Raw genomic sequence first — 24,638 nt, 5'->3', positions numbered from 1 at the left:
GTCACGGTGCCGTGTCCGGCCCGTGGAGTCGTCTTGTCGAGGATCACGTCGGTCACAGGGCACGCTCGTAACTCGCCCAGGCGATGTGCGACTCGTGGAGGGTGACGGTGATGCCGGTCAGGCCGCGGGCACCCTCACCGAGCCCGCCCGTGTGGACGCGGGCGGCGAGCCGGTCCGCGATGACCTTGGCGAGGAACTCGGTCGAGGTGTTGGTGTCCTTGAAGTCCGGTTCGCTGTCGAGGTTGCGGTAGTTCAACTCGCTGACGACGGCGCCGAGTTCCTGCGTCGCGAGCCCGATGTCGACGACGATGTTGTCGTCGTCGAGCTCGGGGCGGCGGAAGGTGGCGTCCACCAGGAACGTCGCTCCGTGCAGGCGCTGCGCGGGTCCGAAGACCTCGCCACGGAAGCTGTGGGCGATCATCAGGTGATCGCGGACGGTGATGCTGAACAACGGACGACCCTCCAGGTGCGGTACGTCTGATCCTCTGCCGGGATCACGTCTTCTAGTACGGGTACCCGGCGCACCGTGTTCAGCCGCCGGTCGCCCTTTCTTCGGAGTCGCTGGAGGTCAGGCCGGTTCCGGTCGGCTCAAACCTCGTCGTAGGCGACGCGGTGACACAGCGCCGGGATCGATCCGGAGGCGAGTTTTCCCATCACGTCGGGGAGTTCGGAGAAGGCGCACTCTCCGGTGATCAGGGCGTCGAAGGCCGGTTCCGCGAGGAGTTCGAGGGCGAGCGCGAGCCGGTCGGCGTAGGTCCGTCCGGCCCGGCCGGAGGGGGAAACGGAACCGACCTGGCTGCTGCGCAGGGTCAGCCGCCGGGAGTGGAAGGCCTCCCCGAGCGGCAGACCGACCCGGCGGTCGCCGTACCAGCTCAGTTCGATGACGGTGCCCTCCCGGGCGAGGAGTTCCAGGGAGCGGGTGAGGCCGGCCTCGGTGGCGCTGGCGTGCACCACGAGGTCGCACTCGCCGGCGGCGTCCTCGGGGAGGGCGAAGCCGACGCCGAGTGCGCGGGCGACGGCGGCGCGTTCGGGGTCGGCGTCGACGAGCTGGACCCGCACCCCGGGGAACCGGGCGAGGAGGGCCGCGACCGAGCAGCCGACCATGCCGCCGCCCACGACGGCGATCCGGTCCCCGATCAGCGGGGCGGCGTCCCACAGGGCGTTGACCGCGGTCTCGACCGTGCCGGCGAGGATCGCGCGGGACGCGGGCACGGAGTCGGGCACGACGGTCACGGCGCTCGCCGGGACGACGTAGTGCGTCTGGTGCGGGTAGAGGCAGAAGACGGTGCGCCCGAGGAGCGGTTCGGGTCCTTCCTCGACCCGGCCGACGTTCAGGTAGCCGTACTTCACGGGTGCGGGGAAGTCGCCCTCCTGGAAGGGCGCGCGCATCGAGGCGTGCTGGTTCTCCGGGACCCCGCCGCGGAAGACGAGGGTCTCCGTGCCCCTGCTGACCCCGGAGTACAGGGTGCGCACCAGGACCTCTCCGTTCCCGGGAGCGGGCAGAAGTGCCGGCCGGATCTCTCCGTGGCCGGGTTCGGCGAGCCAGAAGGCGCGAGTCGTGCGTTCCATGAGCGTCCCCCTGAACGATTCAGCAGATCTTCACGTACGGACCAGTGACAAGCCGCGGACGGTACGCGGCGTTGATCGACTCTGTCACACGGCCGGAGGATGTGCGGTGGCCCTGAACAACACGTACGGCGCGAGGCTCCCCCAACAGGAGACCATGGTGGGAGCCGGGGTGCAGCTTCTCCTGCTGGTGCTGCTGGGCACGGTGATAGGGATGGGTCCGGCGGGCTGGCTGAGCGGGCTGGCCTTCGGGATCGCGACGTGGGCGGTGCTCACCCGGGCCCTGCGGCGCACGCGCCCCCGTTCCTTCGGTCCGGCCAACCGCGTCACCCTCGGCCGCGCGATCCTGGTGGGCGGTGTCACCGCGCTCGTCGCGGACTCCTTCCAGAGTTCGCCGCCGGTGAGCCTCCTCGTCGGCCTGACGGCGGTCGCGCTGATCCTGGACGGTGTCGACGGCAAGGTCGCCCGGCGGACCGGTACGTCCTCCGCCCTGGGCGCCCGCTTCGACATGGAGGTGGACGCGTTCCTGATCCTGGTCCTGAGCGTGTACGTCGCGATGTCGCTCGGCCCGTGGGTGCTGCTGATCGGCACCATGCGGTACGTGTTCGTCGCGGCGGCCCGGGTGCTGCCCTGGCTGAACGGGGCGCTGCCGCCGAGCATGGCCCGCAAGACGGTGGCGGCGCTCCAGGGCGTCGTGCTGCTGGTCGCGGGCGCCGGGATCCTGCCGTACGGGGTGACGGCCGCGGCCGTGGCGCTGGCGCTCGGCTCGCTGGTCTGGTCGTTCGGCCGCGACATCGTGTGGCTGTGGCGGCACGGCGCCCGTCCGGCCGTGGAGCTCGTCGCGCAGGCCGAGCCGCCGGCCCGCCGGCTGGTCGGCGCCACCGCGACGGGGCCGGCTGCGGCTCAGCGCCTGGTCGCCCCGACGACCCGCACGGCGGCCTGACCCCGACCGGCCCGCGCCCGTGACCGGCTCCGGGCCCGTGGCCCGCCCCGGCCCGTGGGGCCCGTGATCCGCTCCCCCGACCGTGCCCCGGTCCGGTCGTGACTCCGGTCCGGCCGGTGATGCCGCCCGACCCGTGATCCGGTTCGGGCGCGTGATGCGGCCGGGCGGGTTCAGTAGGTGATCACCGCGTCGCGCACGGTGTGCCGGTCCGTGCGGCCTCCGGTGGCCGCGGCGAAACCGACCAGCACGTTCCGCGGGAGGGTGATCTCCGCGTCGACGACCCGTGTGCCGTCCACGGCGACCCGCAGATGCCCCGCCCCGGTCACGGACACGTCCACGGCATGGGTACCGGTCCGCAGGCCGGGCAGGGCGGCCGAGGTGGCGGCGTACCGCAGCGGGGACCCCGTTCCGCCGACGGCCACCCCGGCGAATCCGGCCGCCGGCTCCCCGGTGTTGCGATGGGTGTCGAGGGCGACGGCGACTCCCGGCAGACCCGCGGAGCCGAGTCCCCCGCCGCCCCCGCCCAGGGCCGTCGGCGTCGCCTTCGCCGCGTCGAGGAGGAGCAGGGCGAGACCGTCCGCGCCGCTGCCGCCGCCGAGCCGAGCGGTGAAGCGGGCCCGCAGCCGCGCCGACGGCACGGCGGCCGCCTGGACGGCGGATCCCCTGGCGTCGCGCACCGCGTCGGTGAGCACGAGGTCGCCGCCGGACTGCGCGGCGGAACCGTTGCGGGTCCAGCCGTTCGGCCCGGGCGGCGCCACCGCGTAGGAGGTCGCCGTGATGACCGTGTCGCGGACGGCGTGGTTGTCGGTCTTCCCGCCGTTGGCGCCGGTGAAGACGGGCAGCGCCGTCGCGGGCAGTGCCGGGACGGTGGCGGTCAGCAGCCGGGCGCCGTCCATCCAGACGGAGAGGGTCTTCCCGGAGACGGCGATCGCGACGGCGTGCGGGCCCGAGCGGAGGTCCGGCACCCTGGCGGATGTCGTCGCGAGGGTGCGGGAGCTGTCGCCCGTGGCGGCCGTGACGCCGATGAAGTTGGCCGACGGGTCGCCGGTGTTGCGGTGGGTGTCGAAGGTGATCGCCACGCCGGGCTTCCCCGCCCAGCCGAGACCGCCGCCGTCCGCGCCGAGGGCCGTGGGGGTGGCCCGCGACGGGTCGAGCAGACCGAAGGTGAGGCCGTCGCCACCGCTGCCGCCGCCGATGACGGTCGAGAACGCGGCCTTGAGGCCGTCGGTGACCACCGGGACCTGGAACACCGCCGACCCCGCCTGGTGTGCCGTGGTCCGGGTGAGCTGGAGGTCGGCGCCGGACAGCCGGGCGGATCCGTTGCGGGTCCACCCGCCGGCTCCGGGGGCCGGGACGGTGACCCGGCCCGGCTCCGCCGCCGGTGCGGACACCGCACCGGCGGCACCGAGCAGCAGGCAGCCCGTCACCAGGGCGAGAAGCCGGGTCGTGGTCCGCCGAGCGCGCGGGCTGAGCATGTCTCCACCTCGGGGCGTGAGTACGGGGAGCGGCGGCCGGGAGGCCCCGCACGCGATCATGGTCGGCACCCCGGCCCGATATTCGTACGAACCCGGTGCGGGGGCCGGGCATGGTTCACCCCGACGGGCCAAGACGGTGCGCGCGGTCCGCCGCGACCGGTGCGACGCCCCGCGCGGATTGGTTGACGGCATGTGTCAGGTATCGCCGTCACAGTGGTGCGCGTCGACACGGTGAGCGTGTCCCCAGCGGGAGGTCGGACATGGCGCGGCACGAGGTCGGGTACGAGGTGAGGGGTCCCTGGTCCCTGGAGAGCAGCCGGGAGTTCTGGGAGGAGATGGCGCCGGTGCCGCCGGCCGGGGCGGCGGGCACGGAAGGGACGCTGCGGACGGCGTTCACCGCGGACGCCGACTGGCGGCACGTCACCGCGGAGGTCACGCAGGTCGGGTCCGCCGCACGGATCGTGGTCACCGGGGACGGCGACCTGGACGCTGCGGCCGACCAGGTGGCCCGCTTCCTCTCCCTGGACGTCGACGCCCGCGGCTGGCCCGCCGTCGGCGACCGGGACCCGGTGATCGGCCGTATCCGGGCGAGCAGGCCCGGACTTCGCCCCTGCGGCTTCCACTCCCCCTACGAGGCGGCCGCGTGGGCGGTGCTGACCCAGCGCACCGGGAGGACGACGGCCCGGGGCACCCGGGCCGGCATCGTCGCGCGGCTCGGCGACGGCGGGGCGTTCCCTTCGCCCGAGCGGCTGCTCCGGCTGGACGTCGAACTGCCCTGGCGCAAGACCGAGTACCTGCACGCCGTCGCCGCCGCCGCGCTGGACGGGGAACTGGACGGGGCCGAACTGCGGTCCCTGGAGCCGGAGGAGGCCATGCGCCGGGTCCGGCGGGTCAAGGGGCTCGGCGTCTTCGCCGCCGAACTCGTCGTCGTCCGGGGCGCGGGACACCCGGACGTGCTGCCCACGCAGGAGCGGCGGCTGGCCGCGGAGATCGAGGACCAGTACGGGCCCGGGCGCGATCCGGCGGACATCGCGGAGAACTGGCGGCCCTTCCGCACCTGGGCCGCGCTCCATCTGCGCGTCCGGCGGGCCGAACGGCTGGGCGCCGACGGGCACCGGCCCCCGCGGACCCGGGCGACGTGACCACCCGCACCGCTCCCGGCACGACTCCACCGAAACCGGGCACACTCGCGCACGTCAGGACCTGCCCCGGCCGAGATCAGACAGCAACTGGCTAGACTACGACCCCTTGTGCACGTGATCGCGCCACGCGCGATCGATGCCGTCCCCGAAGGGTTTCGACGCTTGATAGCCATCGAAGATGTCAGCAAGCGATATGCAGACGGCACGGTGGCCGTCGATCGCCTGTCCCTCCAGATACCGAACCACTCCATCACCGTCCTCGTCGGACCCTCGGGCTGTGGCAAGACGACCACGCTCCGCATGATCAACCGCATGGTCGAGCCGAGCAGCGGCACGATCCGGGTCGACGGCGAGGACATCACGCGGCAGCCGGTCAACGCGCTGCGCCGCTCGATGGGTTATGTCATCCAGAACGCCGGTCTGTTCCAGCACCGGACGATCCTCGACAACATCGCCACCGTGCCGCGGCTGCTCGGCTGGTCCAAGCAGCGCGCCCGGGACCGCGCGGCGGAGCTCATGGAACGGGTCGGCCTCGACCCGGGGATGGCCCGCCGCTACCCGTACCAGCTCTCCGGCGGTCAGCAGCAGCGCGTCGGCGTCGCCCGCGCGCTCGCCGCGGACCCGCCCATCCTGCTCATGGACGAGCCGTTCTCCGCGGTCGACCCGGTCGTCCGGCGGGGTCTGCAGGAGGAGTTGCTCCGCATCCAGGGCGAACTGGGCAAGGCCATCGTCTTCGTGACGCACGACATGGACGAGGCGATCACGATCGGCGACCGCATCGCGGTGCTGCGCACCGGCGGCAAACTCGCCCAGTTCGCCGCGCCCGACGAGATCCTGTCGGCGCCCGCCGACCCGTTCGTCGAGCAGTTCCTCGGCGCGGACCGGGGCATCCGCGGGCTGTCGTTCCTGTCCACCCGCGACCTCGAACTCGACCGCTCCCGGGTCGTGCCCGTCGGTCCCGAGGCCCAGGAGGCCGCCGGGCGCGGTGCGGCGCAGGAGCCGGTGCTGGTGACCGACGCGGACGGCAAGCCGCTCGGCTGGGCGCCGCCCGCCTGGAACGGCGAGGTGGAGACGCTCGAACCCCACGGGCAGTCCTTCGAGGTGGGCCGGGACTCGCTGCGCGTCGCGCTCGACCGGGCCGTGCTGGCGCCGACCGGGCGGGCCGTGGGCGTCGACGCCTCGGGCCGGGTCCTCGGTGTCGCCGGACAGGAGACGATCGCCGCGGCGATCCGCGCGGCCCGACAGCGCACGTCCACGGACGCCGCACCCGACGCCGCCCCGGCGAAGGCCCTGTGATGAACGGCTTCTTCGACATACCGAGCGACCTCCAGCACAGCTACCTGGGCCTGATCGGCATCCACATGCAGGAGGCCCTGGTCCCGGTCCTCGTCGGTCTGCTGCTGGCCCTGCCGATCGGCCTGCTGTGCGTCCACTACGACTGGCTGTACCCACCGGTGCTGTGGACCTCGACGGTGCTGTACGCGATCCCGTCGATCGCGTTCTTCGTGGTCCTCATCGACTCCACCGGGCTGACCCAGCTGACCGTGATGATCCCGCTGTGCCTGTACAGCCTGGTGGTCCTGGTGCCCGCGGTGGTCGACGGGATCCGCTCGGTCCCCGAGGAGACCAACGCGGCCGCCGCCGCCATGGGCATCGGACCCGTGCGCCGCTACTTCCAGGTCCAACTGCCCATCGCCGTCCCCGCGATCATGGCGGGACTGCGGGTGGCCACGGCCTCCAGCATCAGCCTGGTGAGCGTCGGGTCGCTGATCGGCAACCAGGGCGCCCTCGGCAACCTGCTGACCACCGCGATGCTCTACCACCGGCCGCGGCTCGCGGTGACCTCCGTGGTCACCACCGCCGTGCTGGCGATCGTGGTCGACGCGCTGCTGGTCCTGCTGCGACGGCTCCTCACCCCGTGGGAGCCCCCGTCCGGCCGCGCCGCGCGGCGTCCCGCGGCCACGCTCGAGGACCCGGCGGTCCGCACCCCGGAGGCCGTGTCGTGAACGTGTTCACCTTCATGCAGTCGTTCTTCAGCGACGGCGCCCACTGGCACGGCTACGACGGGATTCCGCAGCGGGTGTGGGAGCACCTGCAGTACACGGCGGGCGCCCTCGCGATCGCGGCGGCCATCGGGCTGCCGGTCGGTCTGGTCACCGGGCACACCGCGCGCGGCGGCAACGCGCTCGCGTTCCTTTCCGCCGGCGCCCGCGCCCTGCCGACCTTCGGTCTCCTGGTGCTGATGTTCGTGTGGCTGGGACTCGGGATCGTGCCGGTGATGATCCCGCTCGTGGTGCTGGCGATCCCGCCGATCCTCATCACCACCTACGAGGCGGTCCGCACCGTCGACCCCTCCCCGGTGGACGCCGCCCGCGGCATGGGCATGCAGGAGTCGAAGATCCTGTTCCAGGTCGAGATCCCGGCGGCCCTGCCCCTGATCCTCAGCGGGCTGCGCTCGGCGACGATCCAGATCGTGTCGACGGCGACGATCGCGGCGTACGTGTCCCTCGGCGGGGTCGGCCGCTACATCCTGGACGGGCTGTACCAGCGGGACTACGAGAAGGTCGTCGGCGGAGCCGCCCTCACGGCCGTCCTCGCGCTGCTCGTCCTCATGCTGTTCTGGGCCGTGGGACGGGTGGCCGTCTCTCCCGGAGTGCGCAGGCGCCGGTCCGCCTGAGGCGGTCGGTACGACGGAGGCGGGGAGGGCCCTCGGGCCCTCCCCGCCTCCGTCGTGGCGAGCGTCCGCGTCAGCGTTGTGCCGTGGCGAGGGCGTGTTCGAGGACGACGAGCAACGCGTCGCGCACGGAGCCGCGTTCGCGGGCGTCGAACACGGTCAGCGGCACGTGGTCGGCGACGTCGAGCGCCCACCGGACGTCGTCCAGATCGTGTTCGAGCCGGCCGTCGAAGGCGTTGACGGCGACCGCGAAGGGGATCTGGCGGTGCTCGAAGTAGTCGACGGCGGCGTAGCAGTCGTCGAGCCGCCGGGTGTCGACGATGACGAGCCCGCCGAGCGCTCCCTCGACGAGGTCGTCCCACATGAAGCCGAAGCGCTCCTGGCCGGGGGTGCCGAACAGGTAGAGCTTGAGCGTGGGGTCGAGCGTCACGCAGCCGAAGTCCATGGCGACGGTCGTCGTCACCTTCTCCGGTGTGTGGGAGAGGTCGTCGACACCGGCGGCGACCGAGGTGATGGACGCCTCGGTGGTGAGCGGTTCGATCTCGGAGATGGCACCCACCGTGGTGGTCTTGCCCACGCCGAAGCCGCCCGCGATCACCATCTTCACCGGCAGCGGCGGCCGGGGCCGCTCGTCGTCAGCCCTCACGGATCGCTCCCCGGGAGTCGGGGACAGCTCGGAGACCATCGATAACCCTTCGCAATACGGAGACATCGCGGTTGGAGTGGGCCTGGGGCAGGTACAGGGCCAGTTGGCCGTCGGCACGCAGATCGTCGGCGAGGACCCGGATCACGTTGAGGTGCATCCGGAGTTTCGCCGCGATCTCCGCGAGGGACTGCGGCTCACGGCAGACCGTGATGATGTCGCGGTGCTGGTCGAAGACGAACGCGTCGAGAGCGGCCAGTCCCACCTCGGTGGCCACGACCTGCGTCTCGATCGGGATCGGCGGGACGAGGCTGTCGCCGCCGGCGATCCGTCCCGCGGTGAGCAGGAACGGCCGGACCACCGAGGCGGGGCGCTCGGCCCCCCACTCGGCGTCGCCGCCGGCCCGTGGCTCGCCGGACGTCATCACGTCCTCCCCCTTCACCCACTGCGGTCACCGGCCGTGCGACGACGTCTCGGACCTCATCCGGCCGGGGCGATGCCCACGGTGTTCTTCAGTTCCATGACCAGTTGCGGGCTCAGCACGGCGCCCGCGCGGTTGGCGAACAGGGTCATCTCGTAGGCGATGTTGCCGAGCTTCGCCTCCTTCGACGCCACCACCCCGAGCACCGCTCCGGCGCCGAGGGCGGAGACCAGGACGTGTCCTTCCTCCAGGTCGATGATGACCTTGTTGAGGCCGCCGAGGCCGTAGTTCCCGGAAGCGCCCATGGCCAGGCTGGTGATGCCGGAGACGATCGCCGCGAGGCGCTCGGAGTCGGCCTGGCCGCGCAGTTGGGAGACGGCTATGAGCAGTCCGTCGGAGGAGACTCCGATGACGTCGACGACCCCGGCCGTCTCGGTGGCGAACCGGTTGAGCAGCCAGTTGAAGTCGGCTGCCGCGGCCTTCACGTCCGTATCGGGCTCCGCGGTTCGGGACTCCGGCCCGCCTGTCCACATGGTCACGTGCTCATGCCTTCCGGGGAAGAGGGTCTTCTGTTCAGGGTGTCGGGGCCGGCGGGTCCGCCGGGTCCGTCGTCGGGGCGGAACGCCCAGACCGGGTGTTCCCCGGTCTCGCTCTCGCGCTGGGCACGCTGGACGGCTTCCTCGAACTCGTCGAGTTCGGAGCGGGCCGCCTCGGCGTCCGTGGGCTGCCAGGAGGGGGGTCTGCGGTGGGTGACGGCTTCCCGGGTCTTGGGCAGCCGCGTCGAGGCCGTGGTGGCCGACAGGGTCGCCCCGCGCACCCGGCGGCGCAGCGGACCGGCCTCGCCGGGCCGTGCCGGTGCGGCGGGCGCCGTGGGGCCGCGGCCCGGGTCGGCTCCGGTGCCCGCCCGGAGGCCGCCGTGAGTCATGGCCTGCTCGGCGCCGGGGCCCGTCGCGGGTTCCGCGCGGCGGGCGTGGCCGGCGGGCTCCGCGGCCCGGGGCCGGGCGGGCACCCGTCGGGGCAGGCCCGCGGGTCCCGGAGGCGACTCGACCTGCGCGGGACGCGGTTCGGCCGGTCCGGGGTGGCGGGCCGGCGGCATCATGCGCGGGGCGCGCGGGGCGGACCTGCCGGGGTCGCCGGACACCAGGTGGGACGCGGGGACCGCGACGGTGGCGGTGACGCCGCCGCCCGGCGTGCGGGACAGGACGACCTCGATGCCCCAGCGCCGGGAGAGACCGCCGACCACGAAGAGGCCGAGGACCTCGGTCGGAGCGAGGTCGAGGCGCTCGCGGCGGATCAGGCGGGCGTTCTCCTGCTCCAGCCGCTCGGGGCTCATGCCGAGGCCGTGGTCGATGATCTCGACGAGCGCGCCTCCCCCGTCGTGCCGGGGCCGCAGGACGACTTCGACGCCGCTGCTCGCCGGGGAGAACATGACGGCGTTCTCCAGGAGTTCGGCGAGCATCAGGGTCAGGTCGCCGATGATGTCGGGGACGACGGTGACATCGCCCTCGGCGTGCGGGGTGACACGCTGGTAGCCCTCAATCTGGCCGAGTGAGGCGCGGACGATGTTGCTGAGCCGCATCGGTTCGGTGGTGAGGCCGGTCTCGCTGATGCCGGCGAGGAGCATGAGGCTGTCGGCGTTGCGCTGGAGCCGGACGGCGATGTGGTCGATGCGATAGAGGCGGTCGAGCACCTCGGGGTCGGTCTCCCCGCGTTCCACCGAGTCGATCAGCGCGAGTTGACGAGCCGTCAGGTTGCTGACGCGGCGGCCGACGTTGCCGAACATCTCGGCGATGTTGCGCCGGCTGACGACCTGGCGTTCCAGCAGGGCGGTCGCGGTGACCTGGACCTGGTTGAAGGCTTCGGCGAGTTCGCCGATCTCGTCGCGCACCGGCACGGGCACGGCCTCCAGCCGCGGCGGGCTCGCGTCGTCGGCGTCGTCGTCCGCCACCCGGGCGAGTTCCGTCCGGGCGGCGCCGGCGACGTGCTGGGCGGCCGCGGTGAGGGACCGTACGGTGCGGACCACGGAGCGGCGGGCCAGCACGGAGAACAGCAGCCACGCGGCGAAGGCGAGGAGGTTGCCGGCGACCAGCCAGGCCACGCGCCACCAGGCCTCGCTGGACGCGGACTGGGCGTCCGCGGCGATCTCGCCGATGAGCGACTGGACGATCTTCAGGCGGTTGCCGGCCTGCCGTTCGTAGGTGGGGTCGGCGCGCAGCGCGTCACCGAGCGCGGTCCGCAGCTGGGACGGGGTCTCGGCGACCAGGGCGCTGGGGTCGACCTGGAGAGCCGCCCAGTGCTGGGTGATGACGCTCTGGTAGGGGCTGCGTTCGATCCCGGCGAGGGCGGTGCTCTGGTCCTGGCTCGCGAACCGGGTGAACCGTTCGGCCTGGTAGGAGTACTGGTCGTAGTCGCCGACGGCACCGGTGAACTCGATGAGCGCGTTGGAGTCGCGGGTACGGGCCGCGAAGACGCTGGTCTCGAAGGAGGCGTGGGCGGTGTCGGCGCGCAGCAGGGCGTCGAGCAGGTTGGCCGAGGACGAGCCGGACTCGCCGCCCGCCGTTCCGAGGCCGAGGCCGTTGATGAGCCCCTCGATCACCGATCCGTAGGCGGGGTCGATGTTGTCGGCGGGGATCGGGCCCTGCTCGACCGTCGTGCGGAGGCTGTCCAGGCCCTCCAGTTCCTTCAGCGCCTGGGCCTCGGCGTCGGGCAGCCGGTCGCCGTAGGCGGTGCGGACGGCCGCGATGCGGGTGCCGACCTCCTGCTGCGCGTCGAGGTAGGAGGCGGTGTCCTGCGCGCCCTTTCCGGAACCGCCCGCCTCGTGGCGCAGGGAGACGAGGAGTGCCTGGCGGTGCTCCGTCTGCACGGCGTCGATGAGTTTGGTCACCTGGGCGCTGTCCCGGACGAGCTGGGCGGTGTCGGCGGCCGAGCGGGCCTTGTCGATCTCGCCGTACACGACATAGGCGATCATCGCGGAGATGACCGCGAGCGGCACGATCACCAGGACGTTGAGTTTCCGGCGAAAGGGCCAGCGGTCCAGCGGAGATGGTGTCCGACCGATCGGAAGAGCCGTGGACGGCTGCCCCGAGGCGGCTTTTCTGTGCGCGGGCACCCAACCTCCTTGACTTCATTCCCCGTTGGAAGCCTTTTGGCAGGCCTGCATGGATCAGTGGTCACGACAGCGCGCTCGGGCCGACAAGTGGAAGGGGGCCCTCGACGCGGCCAACCCTAGCGGCTGGCGTAAGAGTACGGCCATGATCAACCAAAAAGTGACATGCGGTGACGCCGGAATCGCGCGCGTATTGGTCGCGTTGCGCCTACGGGGCGAAGCTGTACGGTCCCCACCAGTGATCTATTCGTGTCTTGACGGTTCTCGATGTGGCTCGATTGGATCGTCTGGACTGTCAAGACCCGCGCCCACGCCCCACCCGATGCCAAGTCTGGATGACCAACGTGACCATCGCCAGAAGCACCCGAACGTCCGCAACGTACGCTGCCACCCTGCTGGTTGTGGCCGCGGCCGCACTGACGGGCTGCGGTTCCTCCGACGACTCCGGCACGTCCGACCCGCTGAAGGGTGACGCCGCCAAGGGCGGTACGGTCGTTGTCGGCTCCAACAACTTCCCCGAGAGCATCCTGCTCGCCGACATCTACGGCGAGGCTCTCAAGTCCAAGGGGATAAAGGTCAGTTACAAGCTGAACATCGGCAGCCGCGAGACCACGTACGGCCTCATCAAGAACGGCACGATCACCGTGCTGCCGGAGTACAACGGCGCGCTGCTCGCCTACCTCGACGCGAAGGCCACCCCGAAGACCGTCGAGGAGACCAGCACGGCCATCACGGCCAAGCTCGACTCCAAGCTGAGCCTGCTGACGCCGTCCAAGGCCGAGGACAAGGACGCGATAGCGGTCAACGAGGCCACGGCGAAGAAGTACGACCTGACGGACAAGTCGACCATCTCCGACCTCGCCGACTCGGCGAAGGACCTGGTGATCGGCGGCTCGCCGGAGTTCCAGACCCGGCAGCAGGGTCTCAAGGGACTGAAGTCCGTATACGGTCTCGATTTCAAGAACTTCAAGGCGCTGGACGCCGGCGGCCCCCTCACCGTGGCGGCCCTCAAGGGGAACAACATCCAGGCCGCGGACATCTTCTCCACGGACCCCGGAATCAGCAAGAACAAGTTCGTCGTGCTCCAGGACCCGAAGAGTCTTTTCGGTTTCGAGAACGTGACGCCGCTGACGTACAAGAAGGGCCTCCCGAAGGCGGGAATTGCCGTTCTCAACGACGTCTCGGCGAAGCTCGACACGGAAACCCTGGTGTCGCTCAACGGCCAGGTGCAGAACGACAGCAAGGACCCGCTGGACGTGGCGAAGTCCTGGCTGTCCTCGGCCGGACTCAGCTGACGCGCAGGCCGTCGGCCGGCTGACGGATGCCGGGGGCCGGGGGCCGGGGGGACATCCCGGCCCCGGCCTTCCCGCGGCGTACGGAGGAGTGAACGCCCGTCATGCTCAAGCGCACGGCCGACGCGGCCGAGGCAGCAACGGCCCTCGCGGACGCGGGCGGCGGGGAGACGCCCCTCGCCCCCGAGGGCGGCCCGCCGGCCGTGCTCGGGGACACCGGCCCGGGCGCCGGCGTGGCGGGCGCTCCTGGCCCGGCCCGCAGCGCCCGGCCGCCCGGGGCCGTCCTGGACGGCCGGGGGCTCGACGCGGCGACGGTGGCCTCGGTCGCCGACGGGGCCCCGCCTCCTCCGCCGCACCCCGCGGCCCTGAAGGCGATGGAGCACACCCGCCGTGCGGCCCGGCGGCTGGCGGCCGAGGGCGCCCGCGTCTACGGGCGCAGCACCGGCGTCGGTGCGCACCGGGGCCTCGCCGTCGAGGAGTCCGACGGCGCCGGTCACGACCTGCGGCTGCTGCTGAGTCACGCGGGAGGCGTGGGCGAGCCGCTGCCCGCACGCGAGGTCCGCGCCATGATGCTGGTGCGCGCCAACCAGTTGCTCGCCGGCGGATCGGGGCTCGGTCCCGAGATCGCGGTGGCCGTCACGGCCGCGCTCCGGGCACATGTCCACCCCCGGGTGCCGGAGTACGGGGCGGTGGGCACCGGGGATCTGACCGCCCTGGCCGAACTGGGGCTGGCCCTGTTCGGGCACGGCACCTGGATCCCCGACCGGGCGGATGCCGGGCACCGGATCCCGGCGAGTCTGCCGGTCCACCGGGGCGACGCGCTGGCCCTGCTCAGCAGCAGCGCCCTCACCCTCGGCCAGTCCGCGCTCGCCTGCCACGACCTGGGCGTCCTGCTGAGCGCCGGGCACGTGGTGGCCGCGCTCTCGCTGCTCGCGGCGGACGCGTCCATGGAGCCGTACGCGCCCGCGGTCCACGCCGCCCATCCGCATCCGGCGGTCCAGGGTGCGGCGGCCCGGGTCCGGGTCCTGCTCGGCACCGACGAGGTCCCGCTCGCGGTGCCACCGGAGCCTCCGGTCGGTACGTCCCGGGTGCAGGACCCCTACGGTTTCCGCTGCTTCCCGCAGGCTCACGGTCCGGCGACCGAGGCCTGGGAGTCCCTGGAGCGGGTGCTGTCGATCGACCTCAACTCCGCCACCGAGAACCCGCTGATCGGCTGGGACGCGACCACGCGGGAGCCGGTCGCCCTGCATCACGGCGGTTTCTTCACCGCGCCGCTCACGCTCGCGCTCGACCAGCTGGGCCTCGCCGTACTCGGCACCGCCCGCCTCTCCGCGGCCCGGCTGTCCGGCCTCGGGCGACCCGAACTGACGGGCCTGCGCTCCTACTTGGCCGACACGACCTCGGCGGGGTCGGGCATGATGATCCTGGAGTACAGCGCCGCGTCCGCCCTCGCCGAGATCCAGCTCTGCGCCACTCCGGCCGCGCTCGGGCACGTGGTGCTGTCCCAGGGGATGGAGGAGGCGGCGACCTTCGCCACCCAGGCCGCCCGCACGTCGCTGCGGCTGGCCCGGGCGTACCGGCTGATCCTGGGCTGCGAACTCGTCGCCGCCGTACGGGCGTTGCGGCTACGGGGCAGGGTGCCGCGTCCGGAGACACCGGCGGGCCGGGCCTACGCCCGCGCGGCCGACGAGCTGGACCCCGAGATGCGGGACCGTCCCCTCACGGACGACGTGACCACCGCGGCGGCCCTGCTCGACGAGTTCGCCGCGCTCCCCGCCGCCCGCTGAGGGTCGTGCGTTCACCCTTGAGGCCGCTCGCGCCCGGACACGGGGAGCGGGCCCTGCGACACACCCCGCGGACACGGCGACGCGGGGGCCGGTCCCACGACACGACCCCCGCACGGCGTCGGGCTGCGGTCCGGGGCCGCGGCACGACGCCCCACCGGGCGACCACGCCGCGACCCGGTCCGCGTCAGCTCCGCTCGGCGGGAGCGACGGCCTCCGTCCGCGTCCGCTCCTGTGCCGGGGCGGCCGAACCGGCGTCGGCACGCCGGGTGTCCCCCGAGGCGCGCGGGCCCGGGAGGCGGGCCGTGCGCCGGGCCGGGACGAGGAGCGCGGCCAGTGCGGCGGCCAGGCAGAGGAGGGCGAGCAGCGTGAAGCCGTGGGTGTATCCGGACTCGTACGGCAGGCCCGAGGACTGGACATGCCCCGTCACCAGGACGCTCGTCACGGCGGCGCCGATGGAACCGCCGATGGTGCGGATGTTGGCGTTCATCCCGGTCGCGGCGCCGGTCTGTTCGGCCGGGACGCTGCCGACGATGAGGTTGGCCATCGAGGCGAAGGCGAGCCCGATACCCAGGCCGAACACGCCTGCCGCGAGGGCGACCTGCCACTGCCGGTCGTGCCACAGGGCGAGGATCGCGCACGCGACGGCGCCGAGCGTGGCACCGGCGACCAGCAGCTTCTTCGCGCCGAGGACGGGTTCGAGACGGCCGCTGAGGACGCCGGAGCAGAACATCGCCACCAGCATCGGCAGCATGAGCAGTCCGGCCGCGGTCACGCTCGCGCCGAAGCCGTAGCCCGCGGACTTCGGGGTCTGGACGAAGCCGGGGAGGAAGGACCAGATCGCGTACATGCCCGCGCCGAACAGCAGCGCGGCCGTGTTGGTGGTCCACACCGCGGGCAGTCGCATGATGCGCAGGTCGATCAGCGGGCCGGCGGACCGGGCCTCGGAGGTCAGCCAGACGGCGAACAGCAGGACCGCGGCGGCGAACAGACCGATCACCCGGCCCGATCCCCAGCCCCACTGCCCGGCCTGGCTGAGGGGTAGCAGCAGCGCGACCAGCCAGCCCGACAGCAGCACGGCGCCGAGCCAGTTGACGCGCCCGGCCGCCCGGCGGGGCGACTCGGGGACGTAGCGCAGGGCGATCAGCGTGGTCACCGCGACGATGCCGACGGGGATCCAGAACAGCCAGCGGTAGTCGAGCGCGCTCACGATCGGGCCGGCGGCCACCATGCCGACCCCTCCTCCCGCGGCGATCACGGCGGAGAGGTTGCTGATGCTGCCGCTGACCCGGGAGGCGTCGAACTCGTCACGGATGATGCCGAAGGACAGCGGGAAGAGCGCACCGCCGATGCCCTGCACCACGCGGGCGACGATGAGGACGCCGATGGTGGGCGCGAGCGCGGCGAGCAGACAGCCGGCCAGGACGGCGACCAGGACGGCGACCATGGTGCGCTTCTTGCCGATGAGGTCGCCGACCCGTCCGAGGATCGGCGTGAAGATCGAGGCGGACAGCAGGTACGCGGTCATCACCCAGGTCGCGGTGGACTGCGAGGTGTGCAGCGCGTGCTGAACGGTCGGCAGGGCCGGCGCGATCAGCGACTGCAGCATGGAGAACACGCCGGCACCGGTCGCGAGGACCGCGAAGGTGAGGCGGGGGGACGTGCGGGGCATGAAGAGCCTCTCCGGACAGGTTGCGGCCGAGGTCGTCGGGCCACGGTCGTACGGGACGGGCGGGGCGCCGGTCGGCACCCGGGCACACCGGCGACCGCGACGGCGGTCGCGCGGGGAAGGAGGAAGAGGGGAAAGGAAAGGAACAGAGCGAGAAGCAGAAAGGAAGGGAACGTCGGGGGGGGCGGGGGTGGAGCGTCGTCGCACGGCCCGCCGGGGTCATGGGCCGGAGCGGTGCACGTCGGCGTCGCGTGCGGCCGCACGCGGCCGACGCCGGACGCACCCCGGCTGTTAAAATGGAGGTACCCCTCCACTGTAGCGGAGGCATACCTCCGCTTCAACTCGATCCAGCCGGGAGGCAGCAGTGACGGCAGAGCCGTACCCCGTCAGCGAGATCGTCGCGTCCCGCCGTCCGCACCGGAAGGACGCCGCCCGCAACTACGACGCGCTGCTGGCCGCGGCCCGTGAGGCGTTCGCGGAGAAGGGCGCGGAGGCGTCCCTGGAGGACGTGGCCCGCCGTGCGGGCGTCGGCATCGGCACGCTGTACCGGAACTTCCCGACCCGGCGCCACCTCTTCGAGAGCGTCTACGCGGGCGAGGTCGACGACCTGTGCCGGGTCGCCGAGGAGGTGTCCGGCCTGGAGCCGTGGGACGCGCTGACGTCCTGGCTGCGGCGCTTCGTGGACTACACGGTCACCAAGCGGGCCATCCGGGAGGCGCTGAACGACGAGTCCGAGATCTTCCTGGCCTGCCGGGACTCGATGTACGCGGCGGGCGGCCCCCTCTTCCGGCGGGCCCAGCAGGCCGGCGAGGCCCGGACCGACATGGACTTCGACGACCTGCTGCGCATGATCGCCGGCATCACCGCGACGAACTTCCTGGACGACGCCCAGCGCGACCGCGTCCTGTCGGTGGCCCTGGACGGAGTACGGGCACCGGTCTGACCGGCGACGAACGGGTCCGCCGCCCGACGAGGGACGGCGGGCCCGTTCGACGGCACCTCCGGACGCCCGAGGCGGACCCCTTCCACACCACCCCGAAGCGCCCCCCGAACTCCGCTGCGGGAGCTGCAGACCCGGCTCCCTACAGACTGGATTCTGTATACTGTCGCCCACCAAATGGCCCCGACGACCCGGAGGCGACATGGCTGAGCTGGATCCCGAAGTGGTGCTGGGAATGGCGGACCGGGCACCCGACGGTGTGGTGATCATCGACAGGGAAGGTCTGATCCGGTACTGGAACAGTGGGGCCGAGCGCATCTTCGGCTTCTCCGCGGCCGAGGTGGACGGCGGCAGTCTCGACGTCATCATTCCGGAGAAGCACCGCCGGCGGCACTGGGAGGGCTTCGACACCGCCGTGCGGCGAGGGACCACCAGGTACGGTGACGCCGACCTCCTGACGGTACCCGCGCTGGCGGCGGACGGCCGCACCCTGTCCATCGAGTTCAGCGTGGTGCTGCTGACCGGGAACGACGGCGCCCCCTACGTCGGCGCCGTCGTCCGGGACGTCACCGCGCGGCGGGCCCGGGAGAAGGAACTGATGCGGCGGCGGGCCGAGACGGACCGTACGGCCGTGTGATCCGCACGACGGTCCTCCCGACCGCGGGACAGTACGAAGGGCCCCCCGAACGGCTTCCGTTCGGGGGGCCCTTCGTACTGTCCCGCGGTCGGGGGTCAGGCGACGACCCGGCCCTCGTGCAGCGCGCGGATCGCGTTCGCGTCGTAACCGAGGTCCGCGAGCACCTCGTCGGTGTGCTCGCCGAGCAGCGGGGCGCCGGCGATCTCGGGCTTGAAGGCGGAGAACTTGATCGGGCTGCCCACCGTCAGATAGGTGCCGCGTTCCTTCTGCTCGACCTCGACGATCGTGCCGCTGCGGCGCATGTCGGGATCCGCGGCGAGTTCCTTCATGCTGAGCACGGGCGCGCAGGGCACCTCGAAGGTGCGCAGGATGTCGACCGCCTCGTACTTGGTCTTGTCGGCGAGCCACTTCTCGATCTCGCCGAAGATCTCCATGATGTGCGGCTGCCGGGCGAGGGCGGTGGTGTACTCGGGGTCCTCGGTCCACTCGGGACGGCCGATGGCCTCGCAGGTGCGGGCCCAGTTCTGCTCCTGGATCGTGAAGTAGATGTAGGCGTTGGGGTCGGTCTCCCAGCCCTTGCACTTGAGGATCCAGCCGGGCTGGCCGCCGCCGCCCGCGTTGCCGCCGCGCGGCACCGCGTCGCCGAACTCGCCGTTCGGGTACTGCGGGTACTCCTCCAGGTGGCCGACGCGCTCCAGGCGCTGCTGGTCACGGAGCTTGACCCGGGTCAGGTTGAGGACGGCGTCCTGCATGGACACCGAGACCTTCTGGCCGACGCCGGTGGCGTTGCGCTGGATGATCGCCGTGAGCAGGCCGATCAGCAGGTGCATCCCGCTGTTGCTGTCGCCGAGCGCCGAGCCGCTGATGGTGGGCGGCCCGTCCCAGAACCCGGTGGTGGACGCGGCGCCTCCGGCGGCCTGGGCCACGTTCTCGTAGACCTTGAGGTCGTTCCACTGGGAGTCGTCGTTGAAGCCCTTGACCGAGCCGAAGATGAGCCGGGGGTTCAGGACGTGGATGTGGTCCCAGCCGAGGCCCATCCGGTCCATGGCGCCCGGCGCGAAGTTCTCCACCAGGATGTCCGCCTCGCGGATCAGCTTCTCCATGACCTCCTTGCCCTCGGGGGACTTGGTGTTGATGGCCAGGGACCGCTTGTTGCTGTTGAGCATGGTGAAGTAGAGCGCGTCGAGGTCGGGGATGTCCCGGAGCTGACGCCGGGTCACATCGCCGCCGGCGATGCGCTCGACCTTGATGACGTCGGCGCCGAACCAGGCGAGCATCTGTGTGCACGCGGGACCGGCCTGGACTCCGGTGAAGTCGATCACCTTGATTCCGGCGAGCGGCTTTTCACTCATGGCGGTTTCCTTCTCGTGAATGATCGCGGTGCGGGAGTCGTCGCTGCGGGCGGGGGGTCGAGGGCTCACGTGCGGGCCGGCTGGATGTTGCCGACGGTGATGCCCTTGGGGTTCAGGTGCGCGATGTGACCGCTCTCGGTGCCGGCCGCGGGGTCGATCACGCAGTCGATGAGCGCGGGGCCGCCGGAGGCCAGTGCCTCGGTGAGGGCGGCGGTGACCTCGGCCGGCGTGGTCGCGCGATAGCCCCTGCCGCCGAACGCCTCGATCATCCGGTCGTGCCGCGCCGCGGCCATCAGGGTCGTCGGGGAGGGTGCGTCGCCGAGCGGATTGACGTCGTCGCCGCGGTAGACACCGCCGTTGTTCATCACGACGGTGACGACGGGCAGGCCGTAACGGCAGATCGTCTCCAGCTCCATGCCGCTGAACCCGAAGGCGCTGTCGCCCTCGACGGCCACCACCGGCGCGCCGCTCTCCACGGCGGCGGCGATCGCGTACCCCATGCCGATGCCCATGACGCCCCACGTGCCGCTGTCGAGGCGGTGCCGCGGCACGTGCATGTCGATGACGTTGCGCGCGATGTCCAGCGCGTTGGCGCCCTCGTTGACGAGATACGTCTCCGGGCGCTCGCGCAGTACGTCGCGTACGGCCTTGAGGGCGCCCATGAACTGCATGGGGTGCGGGTCGGCCTTCAGCCGCTCCGCCATCTTCGCGACGTTGCGCGCCGAGCGCGCGCCGAGTTCCTCGCGCCAGGCGGCGGGGGCGGAGATCCGGCCGGGCTTGGTCCGCTCGGCGAGGGCGTCGAGGACCGACCCGATGTCGCCGACGAGCGGGGCGGCGATGGGCTGGTTGCTGTCCATCTCCCGTGCCTCGATGTCCACCTGGATGAACTTCGCGTCGGGGTTCCACTGCGGTGACTCGCCGTGGTTGAGCAGCCAGTTGAGGCGGGCGCCGACGAGCATGACGACGTCGGCCCTCTTCAGGGCCAGCGAGCGGGCGGTGGCCGCCGACTGCGGGTGGTCGTCGGGCAGCAGGCCCTTGGCCATCGACATGGGGACGTACGGGATGCCGGTGGACTCGACGAACTCGCGGACCTGGTCGTCGGCCCGCGCGTACGCGGCGCCCTTGCCGAGGACCACCAACGGCCGCTCGGCGCCCGCGAGAAGCTCGATCGCCCGGTCGACGGCCTCGGGCGCCGGCAGCTGGCGCGGCGCCGGGTCGACGAGACGGCTCAGCGTCCGCGCGCCGGCCTCGGCGTCCATGATGGAGCCGAGCACCGCGGCGGGGATGTCGAGATACACACCGCCGGGGCGCCCGGAGACCGCGGTGCGCAGGGCGCGGGCGATGCCCCGGCCGATGTCCTCGACGCGGCCCACCCGGTAGGCGGCCTTGCAGAACGGCTGGGCGGCGGCGAGCTGGTCCATCTCCTCGTAGTCGCCCTGCCGCAGGTCGACGAGGTGCCGCTCGCTGGAGCCGGAGATCTGCACCATGGGGAAGCAGTTGGTGGTGGCGTTGGCCAGGGCGACGAGACCGTTCAGGAAGCCCGGTGCGGACACCGTGAGGCAGATGCCGGGTTTCCGGGTGAGGTAGCCGGCCGCCGCGGCGGCGTGGCCGGCGTTGCTCTCGTGCCGGAAGCCCACGTAACGGATGCCCCGGGCCTGCGCGAGACGGGCCAGGTCGGTGATCGGGATGCCGACCACCCCGTAGATGGTGTCGACGTCGTTCATCCTGAGCGCGTCGACGACCAGGTGGTACCCGTCGGTGAGCTCGGTCGGAACGTCGGCGTTCGCCGCGGTCTCCAGTGTCGAGGGGGCGGTCATGGTCCGAGGTCCTCCTTGGGCAGATCCTGCCGGTGCGGCTCCTTCTCCCACCATCGGCAGCACGTCCGTCCGCGTCCAAGACCCATCGGCGACCAGCCGATAAGCAGCGTCTATCGAGGGCGCCCCCGGGCCCTGCCAACTCCCTCGATAGACGGCCTCTATCGGCCGTTCGCCGCTGCGTATTGGACGCGCTCCGCGCCTCGCCGCAGGCTCGCAGAGGAGCGTCCCGCCGAAGCCGGGGCCCGCCGCGGCGGACGACGGCTCCGTCGGACCTGGGGGACGGAGGTGGGGTCATGGCCGTTCCGGCCTCGGCGTCGGCGCGTGCGGCGGACGGGTACCGTCCTCCCGAACTGACCGGCCTCGCCGACCTGCTGGACCGGCCCACGCGGGAACGCCCGCGCGCTCGGGCCCTGGTGGTGGGCGCGAGCCGGCGGCCGGTGTCGTTCCGGGACCTGTCGGCGCTGGCCGGCGACCTGGCCGCGCGGCTCGCCGCCACCGGACTGCGCCCGGGTGACCCGATCGGTCTGGTCGCGGCCGGCACCGCCGAGTTCGTCGTCGCGCTGTTCGGCGCGGCGCGGGCCGGACTGGTGGCCGCTCCGCTGGACCCGGCGCTGCCCGCGCCCGAACTCGCCGCACGGCTCGACGCGCTCGGTGTCCCCGCCGTCCTGCTCGGCCCCTCGGCGGACGGCGGCCCGCCCCTCGCACCGCTCCGGGTCCCGGCCTGGCCGCTGCGGGTGGAGGTCTCCCCGGCCGGGACGGCGGCCCTGGTCGCCGACCTGGCCGCCGCCCCCCGTCAAGCAGGGGGAGCCGCACATGAGTTGACCTCCGGCGACGCCCTGGTGCTGCACACCTCCGGAACCGCGGCCCGGGCCCGGATGGTGCCGTTGACGCAGGCGAACGTCACCGCCTCCGTGCGGGGCATCTGCGCCACCTACCGGCTGGGACCCGGGGACGCGACCGTCGCGGTGATGCCGTTCTTCCACGGGCACGGCCTGTTCGCGTCCCTCCTGGCGTCGCTGGCCGGCGGGGGCGGCGTCCTGCTGCCCGCGGGGGGCCGGTTCTCCGCGCGGACCTTCTGGGACGACATGCGGGCGGCGTCCGCCACCTGGTTCACCGCGGTCCCGAGCCTGCACGAGGTCCTGCTGGAGCGGGCGGAGTTCGGACATCCCGCGCCCCAGGGTCCGCCGCTGCGTTTCGTCCGCAGCTCCAGTGCCCCGCTCAACCCGGCCACGCAGCGGGCCCTGGAGCGCGCGTTCGGTGCCCCGCTGCTCTCCGCCTACGGGATGACGGAGTCCACCCACCAGGCGACCAGTGAACCGCTGCCGCAGGACGGCGTCCTCAAGCACGGGTCGGCCGGCCGGCCGACGGGCGTGGCGGTGCGGGTCGTCGACCGGGAGGGGCGGCCGTGCCCGGCCGGGGTGCAGGGCGAGGTGTGGCTGTCCGGGCCCACGGTGGCCCGCGGCTATCTCGCCGACCCCGTGGAGACGGCGCGCGGCTTCTCCGGGGGCTGGCTGCGCACCGGAGACCTCGGGTCCCTCGACGAGGACGGTCATCTCCGTCTGACGGGACGGATCACCACCGTCATCAGGCGCGGTACGGAGAAGATCTCCCCGGAGCACGTGGAGGACGTCCTCGCGGGCTGCCCGGGCGTCGCCGAGGCCGCCGTGTTCGCCCTCCCCGATGCCGTGTACGGGCAGCGGGTCGGCGCGGCTCTGGTCGTTCGCGACCCGGAGTGCGCGGGCGCCGACGAGGTGCTGCGCCACTGCCGTGAGCGGCTCGCCCCCTTCGAGGTGCCCGAACGGCTGGTGTTCGTCGCGGCGTTGCCGTACACCGCGAAGGGCGGTCTCGACCGGCGGGCGGTCGCGGCCCGGTTCGCGCGCTGAACGAGGGGCGGCGGTCGTGTCCCGGCTCAGCGCACGCGGTGCTCCGCGGTGAGGGGTCTGCCGAAGAAGTCGTCGAGGGAGAGGCCCGTCGCCGCGTTCACGAAGGCGCGGGCGGCCACCGATCCGGGGGTCGCCGCGTGGATCGCCACCGACACCTGGGCGCCCGCCTCCGGGTCGACCAGCGGCAGCGCCCGTGTCCTGCCGATCACCGGCATCGCGCGCAGCCAGGTGTGCGGGACGATGCTCGCCCACTCGCCGCCGCCGACGTGCGCGTACAGCGAGGCGATCGAATCGGTCTCCACCTGCGGGGTCACCACGAAGCCCTTGTCCGCGAACACACCGTCGACGATCTGCCGGATGCGCATGTCCGGGGTCAGCAGCGCGAGCGGCAGCTGGGCGGCGTCCGCCCAGGTCATCGTGGAGGCCTGCGCGGTCAGCTGGTCGTCGGAGACCAGCAGCATGTAGCGCTCCTGGTACAGCGGGACGACCTGGAGGCCCTCCTGGTCGCCCGGGTCGAAGTGGGCGATCGCCACGTCGAGTTCGAAGTCGCGGAGCTGGCGGTGGAGTTCCTTCGTCGACAGTCGGGAGCGGACCTGCACCTTGGCCAGCGGGTGCGCGGCGCAGAACGCGGCGACGGGCATCGCGAGGGTGGTGGAGGCGGTGGGGTCGGTGCCGAGGCGGAGGGTGCCGGTGATGCCCGACTGCACGGCGGCCACCTCGGCCTTGAACGCGTCCTGCTCGGCGAGGATGCGCTTGGCCCACACGACGAGCCGCTCGCCCTCGGGGGTCAGACCCTGGTAGTTGTGGCCGCGGTTGATGAGCGTGACGTTCAACTCCCGCTCCAGCTTGGCGATCGCCGCCGAGAGCGCGGGCTGCGAGACGTAGCAGGACTCCGCCGCCCGCGCGAAGTGCCGCTCGCGGGCCACCGCCACGAAGTACTCGAGCTGCCGGAACAGCATGCACGACTCCTCTCTCGCTCGCGCCGCACCCCGGCACCGCGGACGGGCCGGCCGGCTGCCCCGTGATCATCCCGAGCCTACCGATCCGGCCGCCTCCCGCGTCCTTCCGTGCACGGCCCCGGTCAGCGCAGGAGCCGTACCGCCGCGACCACCAGCGGATGCAGTCCGTCGGCGCCGGCGTCGACGTCCGCGACGAGCCGGGACCGCATGCGCGGGTCCCAGAACCGGCCGATGTGCCCGGCGACCGCCTGTGCCGCCTCGTCCCCGGGCAGGTGTCCCAGGTTCAGGGCGATGTCGTTCGCCATCCGGCGCTCCGCCGGGACGGTCCCCGTCAT

At 72.6% G+C, this 24,638-nt stretch carries 22 protein-coding genes; 10 read left to right on the top strand and 12 right to left on the bottom strand.

From position 1 onward, the window contains the following. Positions 1-52: 52 nt before the first annotated feature. Complete coding sequence (locus B0675_RS20660) at positions 53-451, bottom strand: 6-carboxytetrahydropterin synthase (protein WP_081220290.1); 399 nt, start codon at positions 449-451, stop codon at positions 53-55. Between the two features lie 137 nt (positions 452-588). Then, a complete protein-coding gene (locus tag B0675_RS20655) occupies positions 589-1,569 on the bottom strand; it encodes a zinc-binding alcohol dehydrogenase (protein ID WP_081220289.1) in 981 nt (326 codons plus the stop codon). Positions 1,570-1,675: 106 nt separating this feature from the next. Here B0675_RS20655 and B0675_RS20650 point away from each other — a divergent pair, with 106 nt between their 5' ends. Next, positions 1,676-2,509 carry a CDP-alcohol phosphatidyltransferase family protein gene (locus B0675_RS20650; protein ID WP_081220288.1) on the top strand — a complete coding sequence of 278 codons (834 nt, stop codon included), beginning with the start codon at positions 1,676-1,678 and terminating at the stop codon, positions 2,507-2,509. Positions 2,510-2,679: 170 nt separating this feature from the next. On the opposite strand, the gene B0675_RS20645 is transcribed toward B0675_RS20650, so the two are convergent. After that, positions 2,680-3,984, bottom strand: a complete 1,305-nt coding sequence (locus B0675_RS20645; RefSeq protein WP_081220287.1) for a hypothetical protein — start codon at positions 3,982-3,984, stop codon at positions 2,680-2,682. 260 nt (positions 3,985-4,244) lie between these two features. Here B0675_RS20645 and B0675_RS20640 point away from each other — a divergent pair, with 260 nt between their 5' ends. From B0675_RS20640 to B0675_RS20625, 4 genes are all read left to right on the top strand, one after another. Beyond that, complete coding sequence (locus B0675_RS20640) at positions 4,245-5,126, top strand: DNA-3-methyladenine glycosylase (RefSeq protein ID WP_081220286.1); 882 nt, start codon at positions 4,245-4,247, stop codon at positions 5,124-5,126. A gap of 162 nt (positions 5,127-5,288) precedes the next feature. Further along, entirely contained in the window at positions 5,289-6,422 is a 1,134-nt protein-coding gene (locus tag B0675_RS20635) for an ABC transporter ATP-binding protein (RefSeq protein WP_081220285.1), read from the top strand. Next, the gene (locus tag B0675_RS20630; RefSeq protein WP_081220284.1) at positions 6,422-7,132 is read left to right on the top strand and encodes an ABC transporter permease subunit; all 711 of its coding nucleotides are present in this window, start codon (positions 6,422-6,424) and stop codon (positions 7,130-7,132) included. The genes B0675_RS20635 and B0675_RS20630 overlap by 1 nt, the downstream gene beginning before the upstream one ends. Further along, a complete protein-coding gene (locus B0675_RS20625) occupies positions 7,129-7,803 on the top strand; it encodes an ABC transporter permease (protein WP_081220283.1) in 675 nt (224 codons plus the stop codon). Before B0675_RS20630 ends, B0675_RS20625 begins: the two co-directional genes overlap by 4 nt. A gap of 70 nt (positions 7,804-7,873) precedes the next feature. Here B0675_RS20625 and B0675_RS20620 read toward each other — a convergent pair whose 3' ends face one another. From B0675_RS20620 to B0675_RS20605, 4 genes are read right to left on the bottom strand one after another with little or no spacing between them, the layout of a single operon-like run. Beyond that, positions 7,874-8,401 carry an ATP/GTP-binding protein gene (locus B0675_RS20620; RefSeq protein WP_241539967.1) on the bottom strand — a complete coding sequence of 176 codons (528 nt, stop codon included), beginning with the start codon at positions 8,399-8,401 and terminating at the stop codon, positions 7,874-7,876. Positions 8,402-8,435: 34 nt separating this feature from the next. Then, a complete protein-coding gene (locus B0675_RS20615) occupies positions 8,436-8,867 on the bottom strand; it encodes a DUF742 domain-containing protein (RefSeq protein WP_081220281.1) in 432 nt (143 codons plus the stop codon). A gap of 56 nt (positions 8,868-8,923) precedes the next feature. Beyond that, positions 8,924-9,397: a roadblock/LC7 domain-containing protein gene (locus tag B0675_RS20610; RefSeq protein ID WP_081220280.1), complete on the bottom strand. Its 474-nt coding sequence runs from the start codon at positions 9,395-9,397 to the stop codon at positions 8,924-8,926. Between the two features lie 2 nt (positions 9,398-9,399). Beyond that, positions 9,400-11,973 carry an ATP-binding protein gene (locus B0675_RS20605; RefSeq protein WP_241539825.1) on the bottom strand — a complete coding sequence of 858 codons (2,574 nt, stop codon included), beginning with the start codon at positions 11,971-11,973 and terminating at the stop codon, positions 9,400-9,402. Positions 11,974-12,305: 332 nt separating this feature from the next. Between B0675_RS20605 and B0675_RS20600 the strand changes: the two genes are divergently transcribed. Together B0675_RS20600 and B0675_RS20595 are read left to right on the top strand one after the other, a co-directional pair. Next, positions 12,306-13,265, top strand: coding sequence for an ABC transporter substrate-binding protein (locus tag B0675_RS20600; RefSeq protein WP_081220279.1), 960 nt, complete (start codon positions 12,306-12,308; stop codon positions 13,263-13,265). 101 nt (positions 13,266-13,366) lie between these two features. Continuing rightward, positions 13,367-15,049, top strand: a complete 1,683-nt coding sequence (locus B0675_RS20595; RefSeq protein ID WP_081220278.1) for an aromatic amino acid ammonia-lyase — start codon at positions 13,367-13,369, stop codon at positions 15,047-15,049. Between the two features lie 184 nt (positions 15,050-15,233). Here B0675_RS20595 and B0675_RS20590 read toward each other — a convergent pair whose 3' ends face one another. Beyond that, positions 15,234-16,718 carry an MFS transporter gene (locus B0675_RS20590; protein ID WP_081220277.1) on the bottom strand — a complete coding sequence of 495 codons (1,485 nt, stop codon included), beginning with the start codon at positions 16,716-16,718 and terminating at the stop codon, positions 15,234-15,236. A gap of 361 nt (positions 16,719-17,079) precedes the next feature. Between B0675_RS20590 and B0675_RS20585 the strand changes: the two genes are divergently transcribed. Together B0675_RS20585 and B0675_RS20580 are read left to right on the top strand one after the other, a co-directional pair. Further along, complete coding sequence (locus B0675_RS20585) at positions 17,080-17,658, top strand: TetR/AcrR family transcriptional regulator (protein WP_081220276.1); 579 nt, start codon at positions 17,080-17,082, stop codon at positions 17,656-17,658. Between the two features lie 199 nt (positions 17,659-17,857). Next, the gene (locus B0675_RS20580) at positions 17,858-18,292 is read left to right on the top strand and encodes a PAS domain S-box protein (protein ID WP_081220275.1); all 435 of its coding nucleotides are present in this window, start codon (positions 17,858-17,860) and stop codon (positions 18,290-18,292) included. A 95-nt stretch (positions 18,293-18,387) separates the two neighbouring features. Here the strand turns inward: B0675_RS20580 and frc are convergent, their stop codons facing one another. Next, positions 18,388-19,644, bottom strand: a complete 1,257-nt coding sequence (frc, locus tag B0675_RS20575) for a formyl-CoA transferase (RefSeq protein ID WP_081220274.1) — start codon at positions 19,642-19,644, stop codon at positions 18,388-18,390. Positions 19,645-19,709: 65 nt separating this feature from the next. Beyond that, positions 19,710-21,461 (bottom strand): oxalyl-CoA decarboxylase, encoded by a 1,752-nt coding sequence (gene oxc, locus B0675_RS20570; RefSeq protein ID WP_081220273.1) that lies wholly within the window; start codon positions 21,459-21,461, stop codon positions 19,710-19,712. Between the two features lie 293 nt (positions 21,462-21,754). Here oxc and B0675_RS20565 point away from each other — a divergent pair, with 293 nt between their 5' ends. Next, on the top strand, positions 21,755-23,344 hold the full coding sequence (locus tag B0675_RS20565) for a FadD7 family fatty acid--CoA ligase (protein ID WP_081220272.1): 1,590 nt from the start codon (positions 21,755-21,757) through the stop codon (positions 23,342-23,344). Positions 23,345-23,370: 26 nt separating this feature from the next. Here B0675_RS20565 and B0675_RS20560 read toward each other — a convergent pair whose 3' ends face one another. Further along, a complete protein-coding gene (locus tag B0675_RS20560; RefSeq protein WP_081220271.1) occupies positions 23,371-24,303 on the bottom strand; it encodes a LysR family transcriptional regulator in 933 nt (310 codons plus the stop codon). A 122-nt stretch (positions 24,304-24,425) separates the two neighbouring features. After that, positions 24,426-24,638, bottom strand: coding sequence for a formate dehydrogenase subunit delta (locus B0675_RS20555; protein WP_239155169.1), 213 nt, complete (start codon positions 24,636-24,638; stop codon positions 24,426-24,428).

It is taken from the genome of Streptomyces sp. M41(2017) (assembly GCF_002078175.1).
In the GTDB taxonomy this organism is placed as follows: domain Bacteria; phylum Actinomycetota; class Actinomycetes; order Streptomycetales; family Streptomycetaceae; genus Streptomyces.
The sequence above is the reverse complement of the archived record's forward strand: the minus strand, read 5'-3'. Positions and strand labels throughout refer to the sequence as shown.